Here is a 14,973-nt window from a genome sequence, read left to right as displayed (position 1 = left end):
TTAGATAGTTACGTCGTAGGTTTACTTTCGCCGGTATAGTATTTAATAGGAACACTACTTCCTTTTGCGGAGACCCTTACATAACCAGACATTTCCTGGTGTAAAGCCGAACAGAAATCCGTGCAATAGAACGGGAAGATACCCACACGGTCAGGAACCCATTTTAATGTAGTCGTCTCGCCGGGCATAACCAGAAGTTCCGAATTATTTGCGCCTTTAATAGCGAAACCGTGAGGCATATCCCAATCCTGTTCCAAGTTTGTGACATGGAAGTAAACTTCGTCTCCTAATTGGATGCCTTCAATAACGTCTGGTGTAATGTGTGAGCGTATCGTGGTCATGTAAACCCGTACAATATTACCTTCGCGTATCACTTTTGCTTCTGCTTCACCATTTGTTTTGTAGGGGTGTTTGTTTGCATTGATATCGTATATCTGCAAAGATTTCTCCATCAATAAATCGGCAGGTAATGCTTGTGCGTAGTGTGGCTCTCCGATAGTCGGGAAGTCAAGCAACAATTCCATTTTATCGCCACTGATATCAAACAACTGTGCACTATGACAGAGTTCCGGACCCGTAGGTAAGAAGCGGTCTTTCGTAATTTTGTTGTAAGCAACCAAATATTTGCCGTATGGTTTCTTTGCATTGCCACCGGCTACCATCAAATGCCCAACAGAATAATAAGTAGGTTGCCTGTCCAAAACCTCTAGCGTTTCGATGTTCCATTTTACAATTTCCGAAGAAACGAAAAATGACGTGTAAGCATTTCCTTTCTCATCAAACTCTGTATGCAACGGCCCCAAGCCTGGCTTCTGTACCTCACCGTGTAGGGCTGATTCATATTTTACAACAGGGATGCCGACGTATGCCTCGTTTTCAAAATCTTTATTGTTAATCGCGTTTTGTAATTTCTCAAAACTGAATACAGGAATTAAAGCAGCAAGTTTACCACTAGCGACAATATATTCACCTGTAGGACTTACGTCTGCACCATGAGGTGATTTAGGACAAGGGATCAAATAAGCCAAGTCTTCAAAATCTGCAATATCAAGAACCGTAACCTCCGTTTTCATTTCGTGCGTAGCCGAATGGGTGTGCTCATCCCATTTGTTATGGGCATAACGTACATTAGTTTGTTTTGTACCCCTTCCGGCTTTAAAATATTCTTCGGCTTTTTTCCAGTTAATAGCCAAGATGAAATCTTTATCATTTTGAGAAGCATTAACCTCCAGTAAACTATGAGCTTGTTCGGAGTTGTAGCAACTTAGGAACAACCAGCCGTTGGACACACCCTTACCAGCACCCGAAAGGTCAAAATTTAAACCGGGCGTTTTTAGCTGAAAGGCAATGTCAAACTCGCCACTCTCTTTGTCCACACTGACGAAGCTAATATGCCCTTTAAAGTTTTCCTTATAGGACTCGATGGGCACATCGCTCTCCGGCCCATCGGGAGGAACACTGAACCGCGTCGCAGCGATAACGTACTCTGAATTCTCGGTGGTGAACGGTGAACAGTGGTTTCCGCCGGTGTTGGGAATCTCAATGATTTCGTCAGTGCGGAAAGTCTGTAGGTTAATTCTGGCCAAGCGTGGGGTATTGTTGGAATTGGCAAACATCCATTTACCATCGGGCATACCATCTGTAAAAGATGCTTCGATATGGTGTAGGTCATCCCACGGAACGAAGCCATGAGAGGTTTGCAGCATAGGTTTAGTTTCTTCGCTGAATCCCCAGCCTTTTTCTGGATCTACAGAAAAGACAGGAATAACGCGAAATAAACGACCGCTAGGCAATCCGTATACACTCATCTGTCCGCTGAATCCTCCCGAAGCAAAGTTATAAAATTCATCATACTGCCCAGGTGGAATATACGTCCGCTGTGCTGCATCGCCCGTGACGGCATTGCTGGCTCCTTTAGGCCGACAAGCTTGAAAGGAGGTGGCCATTGTCGCTGCAGCAAGGCTTAATACTAGATACTGTTTTAGTCTCATTGTTTTATATATTTTGTGCTAACAATTAATTAATTCCTTTTGAATTATTTTACACCATCGTTTTGACGCATGAATTCTAAAATACTTCGAGCTTCGGTCTCGCTTAGATTTTGGTTAGGCATGCGCACTAAACACAATTCTAATTGCGCCTGTAATTCTGGATCTTTATCAATCATCGGATCCGGGTTTGTAATGAAGTTCATGATCCATTCGGGCTTATGTTTTTCAGAAACACCGGCCCATCCTGGCCCTACCAAACGCTCCTCTGTATATTTATGGCAACTGGCACACTTTACGTCGGCAATAGTTTTGCCTTCTTTGGCCATAGCCACATCTAGCTGGTCTCCCACCTCCACAGCATCAAATTTTCCTTCGCCACGCTTAGGGTCATATGTGCTTGCGTCAGACGTTTTGGTTTTTTCTTCCGGGAAGGAACGTTTAGTTTGTTGATCGTTGTTACTGTTTGAAGTACAGGCATATAGCAATATGCCAATCATGCAAAGCGTCATTAATTTTTTCATCGTATTTCTCTCGTTAGTTACCCTTTAAATATTTCTTTTTGTATTTGTTTTACAAATCTACCGCAGGATACAAGGTGCATTTTATGCGTTTAGTCATAAAGTGGTTGGTATAGGCAATTGAATCTGGTTTTGTAAAGGTTAAGTTGTTGTTTATTAATGGATTAGGTGTTTAATTGATTCTTGTCACTTCTTGGAATGACTTCCATCAGTTGTTTTATGGGAGAGAAGCATTTAATTTGTAAACAAGTAATCTATATAATAGCGACTTATGATTCCTGTCGATTTACTTTTGAAAAACGGAGCAGCTTATCGGAAAACCGAGCCTGGAGAGATTATTTTTAATGAAGGTGGCGTTGCAACTTATTATTACCAATTGGTGGAGGGGCGTATCAGATGGTGTAACCTCATGGACGATGGCCGAGAAGTGCTCCATAAGATTGTTGAACCCGGTGATATTTTTGGAGAGTTGCCTTTTTTTGACGATGGCGTATATGCGGCGAGCGCTATTTCTGATATAGCCTGTACCTTATTGCGGTTGCGAGTGGATACGTTTAAGCAATTATTGGAAGAACATCCGGCCATTCATTTTGATTTTACCAGATCAATGGCAAGCGATCTGCGTTTCAAGTTCATGTTGACAGACATTGTTAGTCGAAATTGTCCGGAGGATATCATTACCTCCCTGATTCAATATCTGAACCAGGAAAAGAAATTGATTTGCCAGGATTGTAACCGTTTGATGTTGACACGGCAACAATTGGCAAACATGACCGGTCTACGGGTGGAAACTATTATAAGGGCGATCAAAAATATGGAACGTAACGAACGTGTGAGCATCGTTAGAGGGAAAGTGTTTATACCCGCAGATGGTATTGGAGGGATTTCGTAATATGCTAGGTTTTATTCAAAAAAATACCGTTCGCCATTGGCTTATTGTGGCGGTCTTAAATTTGTTGATTGTGGCAGGTTTTGGACTTTTGATGCGCCTAAAAACTATTTTTCCCCTCGCCTGGGTTAATCAAAAGTATATTATGCATGCGCATTCACACTTTGCTTTTTCCGGTTGGGTGTCCCATGCTTTAATGGTTTTGATGTTGATGGCGATATTTCGCTTACGTGCGAATGATCCGTTGCCATCGCGTTATCAATATATCATTACGGCTAATCTGTTGGCATCTTTTGGGATGCTTGTTTGTTTTACGTTGCAGGGATATGGGCTTTATGCAATCATTTTTTCGACGTTAACGCTATTTATATCGTTTATTTTTGCAGGAATCGGTTGGCGAGATATCGGACGATCTACCATTCCCGCGGTTGTGAAATATTGGTTTAAAGCCGCCTTGTTCTTTTCGGTTTTATCGTCATTAGGAACGTTTTCACTGGTACGGCTGATGGCTACACAACAGTTGGATCCGCTAAAGCAATTAGCTTCGGTATATTTTTATCTCCATTTTCAATACAATGGTTGGTTTCTATTTGTCTGTTTAGGTTTATTTCTCTATTGGCTTTATGCTAGCAGTGGTGTAGTGGCGTGCACCAAACGACTTTTTTGGTTATTTTTTTCGTGTGTTATTCCGGCCTATTTCCTTTCCGTTTTGTGGTGGAAGGCCTTCCCCGATTGGCTATATGTGATTGTAGTGGCTACCGTTTTGTTGCAATTGGGTATATGGCTTCGGTTTGTACGCCAGGTGTTTCTTTCCTTTAGAGAAGGAAATGCCTTACAAGCCATAAACCCAACAACTAAAATTATCTGGATAGGGGTAATGGGCGCTATTTTTCTTAAAATACTATTGCAGGCGGCATCTGTAATACCATCGTTGAGCCAACTGGTTTATGGCTATCGACCTATTGTGATCGCTTATTTACATTTAGTGCTTCTGGTTATTATTTCGCTTTTTATCGTAGGTTTTGCTTTTCAGATGCATATCCTACGCTTAAACAAAATCGTGCACCGGTGGATGATGGGATTGGCTATTGGTGTGGTGCTTAATGAATTTGTGCTGATGCTACAAGGAATCGGTGGGCTCGTGCGGGTTTACGTGCCATTTACTAATCATTTTTTAGTATTGGCTTCGGGTATTATCGTAATCAGTGTATGTGGTATTTTATGGAAACAAAGAAACTTTCAGTAGAGATATACAAGATAGGTATCTCTACCGAAAGGTCTAAGAGACGGTTAACGGTGTTCGACTACACCAATGTATAATGGTGCTTTTTCATCGCCAGGTTTGCCTGTTAACATGATGGTGTAATAAGAACGGTCCAATAAACCTGTTCCATTGTCTTTTTTATATTCCCGCTTTACTAATTCGTTGCCATCTGCATCGGTGACTTTGAACGTATAGACGCCACTCTTTTGTACTTTGAAAGCTTGGTTTGCTACAACAGATGCTCCAGTTTCTATCGGTCTATTGCTGTATAGAGGCTCATCTTCACCTTCAATAAGTAAATTCACACCTTCTACACCAGCTGCTAGGTTTAAAAAACGTATACCGGATTCGTTTTGACGGAGGTTTTCGATGACTTTATCCTGTGTCATGGCAAATGTAGGCTCCTCATTCGTACCATACACAAAAGAGGTATAGCCGCTGTCCACCTTAATCGTTAAGGTCGTGTCGATTAAAACGGTTTGATCGTTGTTGTAGTTTGTTATCGTTAATTTACGGCTTCCTGGATACAACAGCTGTGCGCCTGAAAAGGTTTGGTACTTTAATACCATTGGACTGCCATCGAGCGGGTTACCAATAATATTCCCGTCGAGACGATATAATAAACCCGACTCTGCCCCTGCATAGCTATTTACGAAATACATAAGGCCTGCCGCAGGCATGTTGTTCAACGGACCTTCATCGTTATCTTTCAAACAGCTGCTGAAGGTAAGGACAGTGATAAATAATAAAAAACAAGATTGTAGTGATAACTTTTTCATCGTATTAAATCATTTTTCCATATGGTAATGAACTCTTATATGCTTATTTACGATCCTCTTCGCGAAGTAGTAGCTTATGCAAGTTTCGTTTACTCGATATGTTTTAGAAATTATACGGGATACAGAAAGAAAATGCTACAGTGTAGAAGAACATTTTTTTATTCATGCTGATTAGCTATCGTTTCTTTTTTCTTTTCGTGTCTTTGATTGAAATTAGATAATGCCATAATCCTTGGGATACTGCTATGCGGTGCTAACTCCCGCAATTTTTTTATTCGCTTAGCACGTTTATAAACTTTGGATTTTTTGTTGTTTTTGTAAAGGTTCCAATTCATTAATAGAACACTGCCCAGTACAACAACTAAGCCTATGATCTGTAACGAACTCACACGATGGTCGGTGAAATAATGAGCTAATGCTAAAGCTACGATAGGGTTAATATATGCATGTGTACTAACTTCGGTAGTGGGGCGATACTGGAGCAACCATATATAGCTGCCGAATGCTAAAATAGAACCCATAGTTGCGAGATATAGGATAGCTCCCCAGTCTTCCGGCAATACATCACGTATCTGAAAGCGGGCGTATTCACCATTCACAGTAGCAACCACGGTAAAGGCGATACCCGCACAGACCATCTGCCAGGCTGTTTTTACCATGACGTGTATATCTTCTTCTCCACGCTCCTGCATCTGTTGGTTTCTTTTTTCTTTACTGTATTTAGATATCAAAGAGCCTATCGTCCACGCGATTGTTCCGCAGACCAAAACAAACATGGCTGTGATTTTGATGCTTTTATCTCCCGAAGGATCTGCCTGTACAAAAAGCTGTTCGGCAAACAACATAAAAACGCCTAAAAAGCCGAAAATTAACCCTAATACCGTGGGTAAGCTCGAAAAGTTCTCTTTCCATTTTGGTTTATCAAGTACAACAAACCATATCGCTGTTGCTGCGGCAATAATGCTGACGATACCACTCGATATATACTGTTCTGACCAGATAACGGCAGCCATGTCGATAAATAGCAGTAAAAATCCCACAAAGAGTGCATCCTTAACAGCCGTTTTTGCGAAAAGCTTATATCCTTTTACATAACAATATCCCATTAGGATGGAGCCTGCTAAGATGAACCGGATAGAACCCAGAACAAACGGACTGAAACTATGTAATGCTTTTTCTATAAAGAAAAAAGTAGAGCCCCACACGATGTATACTACAAGGTATGCAAAGATAATGCTGCTTGTGGCTGGCATATTTTGATTTCCTTTTGTCATATCCGTATTAATCTTCTGTTGGAATAACGAGTTTTTGTTCTTCTTTTACGGTTTCTAAAACGATAGTAGTACGCGTGGAAATGATTTCTTGTATTTTTCCTAATGCATTCCGCATGAGGTCTACTAATCCAGCAGCGTCGTTAGTCCGTACTTTAATCAAATAACCATCATCACCGGCGATATCGTGTACTTCTTGTACCTCGGGAATCTTCGCTAAGAGTAATCCTACTTTTTGCGTTCCTATCGGATCCTGCGCCTTGATGAAAATAAAGGATAGCAGCTTCTGATCGAGCGCATCTGGATTAATTTTCGCATTGTATTGTAAGATAACCTGCTTCTGTTCCAATTTCTTAACTCGCTCTAAAATGGCAGAAGGTGCCATGCCCAACTCCCTTGCAATATCTGCATTGTTCGTGCGTGCATTTTCCTGCATGATGCGCAGTATCTGATAATCAATTTGATCTAAGCTAAATTCTAATTTTTCCATCTTACTGCAAAGATACGGGTAAAAGAATTATATTCAAAATATTATATCTATTTATGAATATAATTCTGTTAAATATTTTATATTTAGAATATTTTTATGAAAATCTATGTTTTATTAGAATGGTGACGATCGTGGTTTGCACCTTTCGTATTGCTCATTTTATCTGAATTACATTGGTGAAAAATACCCATTAATGGGTATTTGAGAAATAGTGCTACATAATTAACTTTAGCATATTGTAATAAAGATAAATACAAAAAAAATATTAAAAAAATCCAAAAATGAAACTAAAACACAACATCCGGATCGCTGTAATAGCGTTTGTCGCGCTTTTTGTCGGCATTGTAGAAGTAGATGCACAATTTGTAGCAAACTTAGGTTCTTATGATGGCTATTGGGCCGGCTCATTGAAAAATGTTCAAAACGAAGAAAGTACAAACTATCTCGTTCTCCGTATCGAGAATGGCAAGGCCAAAAGATTATTCTATGATGAAGATAATCAAGATTTCGAAGAAGGCGATTTTGAAAAAGAGATGACATCTGTGGTCGGTAATAATTTAAGTTATGTGTGGATGAACAGCGGTGGTATATGGAGCGAAACGCAATCGCATTCACTCTCTTATCTCAAAGAGCGATTTCTTTGGTGCGTTATGGTTAGACAGGTAAACAATGCGAAAGAAGACGAGGAGGTCGAGGGAATTAATAATGAATGGAATATTGTTTACGAGGGTAGTCTTAACTTCTATGGATCCCGACAAGCATTGCGTGAAGCTTTACTGGATTGATCAAGTATATTGATAGACATGGTGAAAAAAGTTAGAAAGCATAAGAAATTTTAAATATACAGTCGTTCTAATAGTCGATAACAAATGTTTTTGTAAAAAGCGAAACAATTCGAAAAAGCTGACCAAATTAATTAGTTTTGTTTCTGTCAAATACGAAAACAAACGTGCAAATTATACATGAACTAAGCCGACTATCTTCCCTATTGATGGGAGAGTTGTTTTATTTACCCGAAAACCCGAAACACCAGACGATGCGGTTGGCTTATGCCACTGATGCTTCTGTATACCAAGAACTTCCACTTGCAGTAGCCATTCCACAAGGCAAAGAAGATCTGAAGAAACTTATTTTGTTCGCCGGTGAACAGCGTTTGACGCTCATTCCGCGGACAGCGGGTACGTCGCTTGCGGGGCAAGTAGTGGGAAGTGGTATTGTCGTTGACGTATCGCGCTGTTTTAACCAAATATTGGAACTGAATCTGGAAGAGCGTTGGGTGCGCGTGCAACCCGGTGTGATCCGCGATGATCTCAATAGCTATCTCCGGCCGTATGGATTGATGTTCGGTCCGGAAACGTCCACAGCAAGCCGTGCCATGGTTGGCGGTATGATCGGCAACAATTCATCCGGTTTGCATTCGATAGTGTGGGGGGATACGCGCAAGAATTTGTTGGAAGCTAAGGTACTGCTCGATGATACGTCAGAAGTGGTTTTTAAAGCGTTGGATGAAGCCGGACTTTTCGAAAAACTGGCGTCTTCGACGCGTGAAGGCGAAATTTATCGCAAACTGAATACGTTGCTATCCCTTCCGGAAAATAAGCAGGCAATTGTATCCGGTTACCCTAAAAAAACATTGACTCGACGGAATACGGGATATGCATTAGATTTTCTGGTAGACGAGGAGAAGCCATTTAATTTATGTGAGTTGTTGGCGGGATCAGAAGGAACGATAGGTATTGTGACCGAAGCTAAGTTACGTTTAATGCCACTTCCACCGAAGGAGATCGGTTTGTTGTGTGTGCATTTTGCCGATATGGTAGAATGTATGAAAGGGAATATCGTCGCTTTATCTCACCATCCTGAAGCTTCGGAGTTGGTTGATAAATATATATTGGACTTTACGGTAGGGCATCCTACATATCAGTATAACCGTTTTTTTATCGAAGGGGATCCACAGGCATTACTCATTATCGAGTTCCGTGCAGATGACGAGACGGAACTTTACCAAAAAGCGGAGGCATTGAAAAAGGACCTCGTGGAGAAGGGGTTGGGTTATGCGTATCCTTTTATTGTCGGTCTACAGCAAACAAATCTGGTTTGGGATGTACGTAAGGCGGGACTGGGTTTGATACGGAATCTGCCAGGCGATGAACAGCCCGTCAATCTGATTGAAGATTGTGCTGTATCCCCGGAAGATCTGCCGGCGTATGTAAGCGATATACAGGTTTTGCTGAAAGAAGAAAATGTGCATGCTTCCTATTATGCGCACGCTGGTGCGGGCGAATTACATATCGAACCGTTTATCAATCTGAAAACGACAGAAGGGCGTCAGAAGTTCCGTGCGATATTAGAGCGTACGACGGATTTGGTGTTGAAATACAATGGATCGTTGAGCGGTGAACATGGTGATGGGCGTTTGCGGGGTGAGTTTATTGGGAAAGTGTTGGGCGAACAGGTGTATCAATTACTGCAGGAAACAAAGGCGATTTTTGACCCGCATGGTGTATTCAATGCAAATAAGATTGTCAATACTCCACCGATGGATACGTCATTGCGTTATGACAAGGTGGTAGATGGGAAGCAGATAAAAACCTATTTTGATTTTACAAAAGATGAGGGGATTCTGCGCTTGGCGGAGAAATGTTCTGGTTCCGGTGATTGTCGGAAAACAGAAATTACGGGCGGTACGATGTGCCCGTCTTTTATGGCAACCCGCAATGAAAAAGATACTACGCGCGCAAGGGCGAATATGCTCCGTCAATTTCTGACAAATTCGACGAAAACAAATCGGTTTGACCATGAGGAGATAAAAGAAGTAATGGATTTATGCTTAAGTTGTAAGGCTTGTAAAAGTGAATGTCCGTCGCGTGTAGACGTTGCCAAGATGAAAGCGGAGTTTTTGCAGCATTATTATGATGCGCATGGGGTGCCTTTCCGTTCGATGGTGATCGCCAATTTTACCAAAAGTCAACGGTTGGGTTCGTATGTTGCGCCAATCTATAATTTGGTCGTTAAAACCCCATTTTTTGCAAATATGGTAAAATCGGTGGTTGGATTTGCGCCTAAACGTTCGTTGCCGACTGTTCATTTCACGACGTTGTCCAGATGGGCGCGGAAGCAACCCACACAAAACCGTAGGCGAAAAGTGTACCTGTTCAGTGATGAATTTACGGAATACAACGATACCGCTATTGGTATAACGGCACATAAACTGCTCACCTCATTGGGGTACGAAGTCATTATACCCAAGCACGTGGAAAGTGGACGGACATATTTATCCAAAGGTTTTGTAAAAGAAGCGAAGGAAATAGCGGAAAGAAATGTGGAGCTATTAAAGGATCTGATAACGGAAGATACACCGCTTTTGGGAATAGAGCCGTCTGCCATTATCACCTTTCGGGATGAATATGTTGATTTGGTTGGGGCGCATTTGCACGAGGCAGCGAGCAAGTTAGCCAATCGCACCTTGATGATTGATGAATTTCTTGTTAGGGAAATGGAAGTGGGTGAGATTCAGCAGGAACAGTTTACAAAAGCGGCGAAGAAGGTCAAGTTGCATGGGCACTGTTATCAAAAAGCATTTCACCTGGTTGGCTATACAGAGAAATTATTATCGTTTCCCCAAAATTATAGTGTAGAAATTATTCCTTCAGGTTGCTGTGGAATGGCAGGATCTTTCGGATACGAAGAAGAGCACTATGAGGTGTCGATGAAAGTAGGAGAGCTCGTACTGTTGCCAGCGGTACGCGCCACGGATGAGCAAACCCTTATTGCTGCTGCGGGAACATCCTGTAGGCATCAGATTAAGGATGGCACCGGACGAAAATCCTATCATCCCGTAGAAATATTATATGATGCTTTGGTACGGTAAGCAATTTATTCGTATTTTGCTTTTTTTAAAGTTAGGAAGTTAAAGTTTTAAAAGGTTAAGAAGGTTACACGAAGACGTTCAAATAAAACGATATATACAGATGAAAACTACATTTTTACAGGCAGTAGCCGTCATGATGTTGGCATCAACATTAACAAGCTGCGGAAATAATCAAAAAGGGAATGAGCATGCCACAGAAGATGCTTTAACGGCTAATCTTGGGCAGTATGTCGCAACGTCTACGACGGATAATCCGGCAATATTCTTGTCGTTGGTCAACTCCACAGAAACCGATTCCTCTATAGTGTATGTTGGGAAATCGTTGAACGATACGGATACACTGGGGTTGCAGATTGAAATAACCAAAGATATCCCGGGTGGTGTCTTTGAAGATGGAAATGTAAATGAGGAAAAGGCCTTCCACGAAGGTGCTATTAAATTTAGCTCGGTCGGCGAAGAGTCTGACAGATTTGTAAAGGCTGTCGCGACTTTGTACAAACAGCCAGTTGATGGTGGGATGACAGATGCGATACTCGAGCCGCTTGTATTCTCTTCCAATAAAACGGCAGTGGATTTAACAGGAAATGGGACCTATGCATTTAAATTATTTTTTGCCAACAGTATCGGTGAAGAAGCGGAGGTGTTTGCAGAATTGAATTTGTATAACCGCTCCTTTAAAATTTGGGCGAAAGATGCGGAGCAATATCCTCGTATATTGTCGGCATTTACAGGTGGTTTGTAAAGAAAGCGGGGAATGATGAAATATATTTTTCTTTTGCTAGTGACAATCGCTGGTATGTTACCATTACATGCCGCAACTGTCGATACGATTACCGTACAGAGTGTACGAATGAGCAAAGACATCAAAGCGGTTGTTATTTCTCCGGAAAATAAAAAAGCAACGTCGACACTTTATTTGCTACATGGCTACTCGGGTAATTATGCGAGTTGGGTGCAGACTGCTCCCCATATCAAACAGCTTGTCGATACCTATGGATATATGGTCGTTTGTCCAGATGGCGGTTTCGATAGTTGGTATTGGGATACGGAAACTACCGATTATCAATATGAAACATTTATTACCAAAGAACTTATACCTTTCGTTGAACGACAATATAAAGTCGGGTCTGACCGCGTCAATCGTGCAATAACGGGATTGAGTATGGGAGGGCATGGCGCTTTGTACCTAGCGTTTCGCCATCAGGATCTATTTGCTTTTGCAGGTAGTACCTCCGGTGGTGTAGATATTCGGCCTTTTCCCAATAACTGGAGCATGAAAAAACGTCTTGGCGACTATCATGAAAAACCAGCGGTTTGGAATGCCCATACGGTTATCGAATTGACGCATCTTGTTAAACCCCAATCGCTTCAGTTATTTATAGACTGTGGAACAGAAGATTTCTTTTTTGAGGTAAACAATAAATTACATGAAAAGCTTACGTATATGAATATACCGCATCATTATCTGACGATGCCGGGTAAACATAACGGCGAATATTGGGCACGCTCGATAGATTTTCAGATGGCTTTTTTTGCACAATGTTTTCAAGATCAAAATGCTAAGAAATAGACCGGTAGATGAATAGGTTGTGGTTGATTTTTGCGGTTCTGTTTGGTAGTATAAATGCGTTTGCACAACAGGTGGTGCTCAATGGCGTCATTCGGGATGCCGAGTCTGGGGAAACGTTAATTGGTGCGGTTGTATCGGTAGAGCCGGGTCTGCAAGCAGCAAGCACCAATGCGTATGGCTTTTACTCGTTGGCGCTGTCGGAGGGAAAACATCGGGTCACCTTTAGTTACGTCGGTTACCAATCCCATTTGGAAGAGATAGATATAAGTGACAGCCATCGGCTGAATGTAGAACTCCGTCGAGGGAATAATACAATAGAGGAAGTTGTTGTTTCGGCAGAGCGGAAGGACGATAACGTCTCTAATCCACAAATGGGTGTGCTTAACTTTACGATGGAAGAAGTTAAAAATGTTCCGGTGGTTTTTGGAGAAAGAGATTTGTTAAAGACGATACAGTTATTGCCGGGGGTACAGAGTGGCGGAGAGGGGTCATCCAATTTTTATGTCCGCGGTGGTGGGGGTGACCAAAATCTTATTTTGCTTGATGAAGCAACGGTATACAATGCTTCGCATTTGTTGGGATTCTTCTCTACTTTCAACTCGGATGCGATTAAGGATGTGCAGCTTTATAAAGGTGGGATCCCGTCTCAATTTGGCGGACGTATATCGTCGGTTTTAGACATTGCGATGCTGGATGGAAACCAAAAAAAAATGACGACAGAAGGAGGGATAGGTCTTATCGCTTCCCGTCTGAAAGTAGAAGCTCCATTAATCAAAGATAAAAGCTCGTTTATGATCAGCGGACGTCGAACTTACGCGGATATGTTCCTGAAACTGTCAAACGATGATGATGTCAATAAAAGTAAGCTTTATTTCTATGACCTCAACGCGAAACTCAATTTTAGGTTTAATGATAAAAATACACTTTATCTATCGGGCTATTTTGGTAAGGATGATTTAGGCTATTCCGATCTCTTTAATTTTGATTGGGGAAATGCTACGGCAACTGTACGATGGAATCATATTTTTAGTGATAAGTTATTTAGTAACACTTCCTTGATTTACAGTGATTTCACTTATAATGTGCAGGTGTCCAGCGATGATAGTAACTTTGGTATAGCATCTAAAATTCGTAATTGGAATTTCAAACAGGATTTTTCCTATTATCAAAATCCGATAAGTACGTGGCGTTTTGGTGTTCATGCTTTACAACAATCTATTTATCCGGCAAGTATAACGGCAGGCGAGAATACATCCGTTAATTCCATTGATGTCGACAATCGTCAGGGCGTAGAAGTAGCTGCGTATGTATCGCATACCTGGAGTCCTATTGATTGGCTTTCGGTACTATATGGACTTCGTGTTACCGATTTTATGGTGATGGGGCCGGGTACATTTTATACGTATGATGATGACGGCGAAGCTGTCGCAGAGCAATATTACGGGAGAGGGACGGTTGCAAAGCATTATTTGAACGTCGAACCACGGTTTTCGGCCAGTTTTCTGCTGAATGAGCAGCATAGTATCAAAGCGTCGTATAACCGTATTGCGCAAAACCTACATCAATTGACCAATACGACCGCAAGTTTGCCTACTGACCAATATGTGGTGAGTAGTTTGAATATCAAACCCCAAATTGCAGACCAAGTTGCGGTCGGATATTTCCGGAATTTCAAAGACAACCGATATGAATTTTCGTTAGAGACTTATTATAAACACATGGACAACCAGATAGATTTCCGAAACGGGGCAGATCTGCAAGCAAACCAGTATCTGGAGGGGGATCTGCTGTACGGAATCGGAAGGGCCTATGGTGTTGAAGCGTATCTTCGGAAAAGTACGGGTAAGCTGCACGGATGGATTAGTTATACGCTTGCCAGAAGTGAACGTAAGTTTGATGAAATTGATCATGGCCAATGGTTTAGGGCACGTCAGGATAGAACGCATGATGTTTCGGTGGTCAGTATGTATGAATTATCGAAGAAATGGACGCTGGGAGCCACGTTTGTGTACTACACCGGAAATGCGGTGACGTTTCCAAGCGGTAAATATGAAGTGGACGGAAAAACCATGTTCTATTATACAGAAAGGAATGGCTACCGAATGCCCAATTATCATCGATTGGATTTATCGGCTACTTACGAGCCGGTTCTATCGGATAAGCGCTTTCGCTCAAGTTGGACATTTGGTTTATACAATGCTTACAATCGAAGGAACGCCTATATTATCGACTTTCGGGAGAACAAGAACAATACAAATATAACGGAAGCCTATAAGATAGCGCTCTTTGGTATCATTCCATCTGTTACGTGGAATTTTAAATTCTGATGA

The 14,973-nt window shown here is 41.6% G+C and carries 12 protein-coding genes; 7 read left to right on the top strand and 5 right to left on the bottom strand.

Going from position 1 to position 14,973, the window contains the following annotated elements; translation table 11 throughout:
• Nucleotides 1–8: 8 nt before the first annotated feature.
• Both nosZ and EWE74_RS06625 read right to left on the bottom strand, forming a co-directional pair.
• Nucleotides 9–1,991 (bottom strand): Sec-dependent nitrous-oxide reductase, encoded by a 1,983-nt coding sequence (gene nosZ / locus EWE74_RS06630; protein ID WP_130140697.1) that lies wholly within the window; start codon nucleotides 1,989–1,991, stop codon nucleotides 9–11.
• A 44-nt stretch (nucleotides 1,992–2,035) separates the two neighbouring features.
• Entirely contained in the window at nucleotides 2,036–2,488 is a 453-nt protein-coding gene (locus EWE74_RS06625) for a c-type cytochrome (RefSeq protein WP_239018569.1), read from the bottom strand.
• A 292-nt stretch (nucleotides 2,489–2,780) separates the two neighbouring features.
• Here EWE74_RS06625 and EWE74_RS06620 point away from each other — a divergent pair, with 292 nt between their 5' ends.
• On the top strand, nucleotides 2,781–3,401 hold the full coding sequence (locus EWE74_RS06620; protein ID WP_130140695.1) for a Crp/Fnr family transcriptional regulator: 621 nt from the start codon (nucleotides 2,781–2,783) through the stop codon (nucleotides 3,399–3,401).
• Nucleotides 3,379–4,644, top strand: a complete 1,266-nt coding sequence (locus tag EWE74_RS06615; RefSeq protein ID WP_130140694.1) for a hypothetical protein — start codon at nucleotides 3,379–3,381, stop codon at nucleotides 4,642–4,644. The genes EWE74_RS06620 and EWE74_RS06615 overlap by 23 nt, the downstream gene beginning before the upstream one ends.
• A gap of 44 nt (nucleotides 4,645–4,688) precedes the next feature.
• On the opposite strand, the gene EWE74_RS06610 is transcribed toward EWE74_RS06615, so the two are convergent.
• From EWE74_RS06610 to EWE74_RS06600, 3 genes are all read right to left on the bottom strand, one after another.
• Nucleotides 4,689–5,441: a DUF4397 domain-containing protein gene (locus EWE74_RS06610; protein WP_130140693.1), complete on the bottom strand. Its 753-nt coding sequence runs from the start codon at nucleotides 5,439–5,441 to the stop codon at nucleotides 4,689–4,691.
• Between the two features lie 158 nt (nucleotides 5,442–5,599).
• Complete coding sequence (locus tag EWE74_RS06605; protein ID WP_130140692.1) at nucleotides 5,600–6,715, bottom strand: DMT family transporter; 1,116 nt, start codon at nucleotides 6,713–6,715, stop codon at nucleotides 5,600–5,602.
• Nucleotides 6,716–6,722: 7 nt separating this feature from the next.
• Nucleotides 6,723–7,202 carry an Lrp/AsnC family transcriptional regulator gene (locus EWE74_RS06600; RefSeq protein ID WP_130140691.1) on the bottom strand — a complete coding sequence of 160 codons (480 nt, stop codon included), beginning with the start codon at nucleotides 7,200–7,202 and terminating at the stop codon, nucleotides 6,723–6,725.
• 281 nt (nucleotides 7,203–7,483) lie between these two features.
• Here EWE74_RS06600 and EWE74_RS06595 point away from each other — a divergent pair, with 281 nt between their 5' ends.
• The 5 genes from EWE74_RS06595 to EWE74_RS06575 all read left to right on the top strand — a co-directional run bounded on the left by EWE74_RS06595 (nucleotide 7,484) and on the right by EWE74_RS06575 (nucleotide 14,970).
• Nucleotides 7,484–7,987, top strand: a complete 504-nt coding sequence (locus EWE74_RS06595) for a hypothetical protein (protein WP_130140690.1) — start codon at nucleotides 7,484–7,486, stop codon at nucleotides 7,985–7,987.
• Between the two features lie 164 nt (nucleotides 7,988–8,151).
• Complete coding sequence (locus tag EWE74_RS06590; RefSeq protein WP_317125943.1) at nucleotides 8,152–11,073, top strand: FAD-binding and (Fe-S)-binding domain-containing protein; 2,922 nt, start codon at nucleotides 8,152–8,154, stop codon at nucleotides 11,071–11,073.
• A 100-nt stretch (nucleotides 11,074–11,173) separates the two neighbouring features.
• The gene (locus tag EWE74_RS06585) at nucleotides 11,174–11,815 is read left to right on the top strand and encodes a hypothetical protein (protein WP_130140689.1); all 642 of its coding nucleotides are present in this window, start codon (nucleotides 11,174–11,176) and stop codon (nucleotides 11,813–11,815) included.
• A 12-nt stretch (nucleotides 11,816–11,827) separates the two neighbouring features.
• The gene (locus tag EWE74_RS06580) at nucleotides 11,828–12,643 is read left to right on the top strand and encodes an alpha/beta hydrolase (protein ID WP_130140688.1); all 816 of its coding nucleotides are present in this window, start codon (nucleotides 11,828–11,830) and stop codon (nucleotides 12,641–12,643) included.
• 8 nt (nucleotides 12,644–12,651) lie between these two features.
• Nucleotides 12,652–14,970 carry a TonB-dependent receptor gene (locus tag EWE74_RS06575; protein ID WP_130140687.1) on the top strand — a complete coding sequence of 773 codons (2,319 nt, stop codon included), beginning with the start codon at nucleotides 12,652–12,654 and terminating at the stop codon, nucleotides 14,968–14,970.
• The last annotated feature ends 3 nt before the right edge of the window (nucleotides 14,971–14,973 follow it).

The sequence above is a fragment of the Sphingobacterium corticibacterium genome (assembly GCF_004208525.1).
Taxonomy (GTDB): domain Bacteria; phylum Bacteroidota; class Bacteroidia; order Sphingobacteriales; family Sphingobacteriaceae; genus Sphingobacterium; species Sphingobacterium corticibacterium.
The sequence above is the reverse complement of the archived record's forward strand: the minus strand, read 5'-3'. Positions and strand labels throughout refer to the sequence as shown.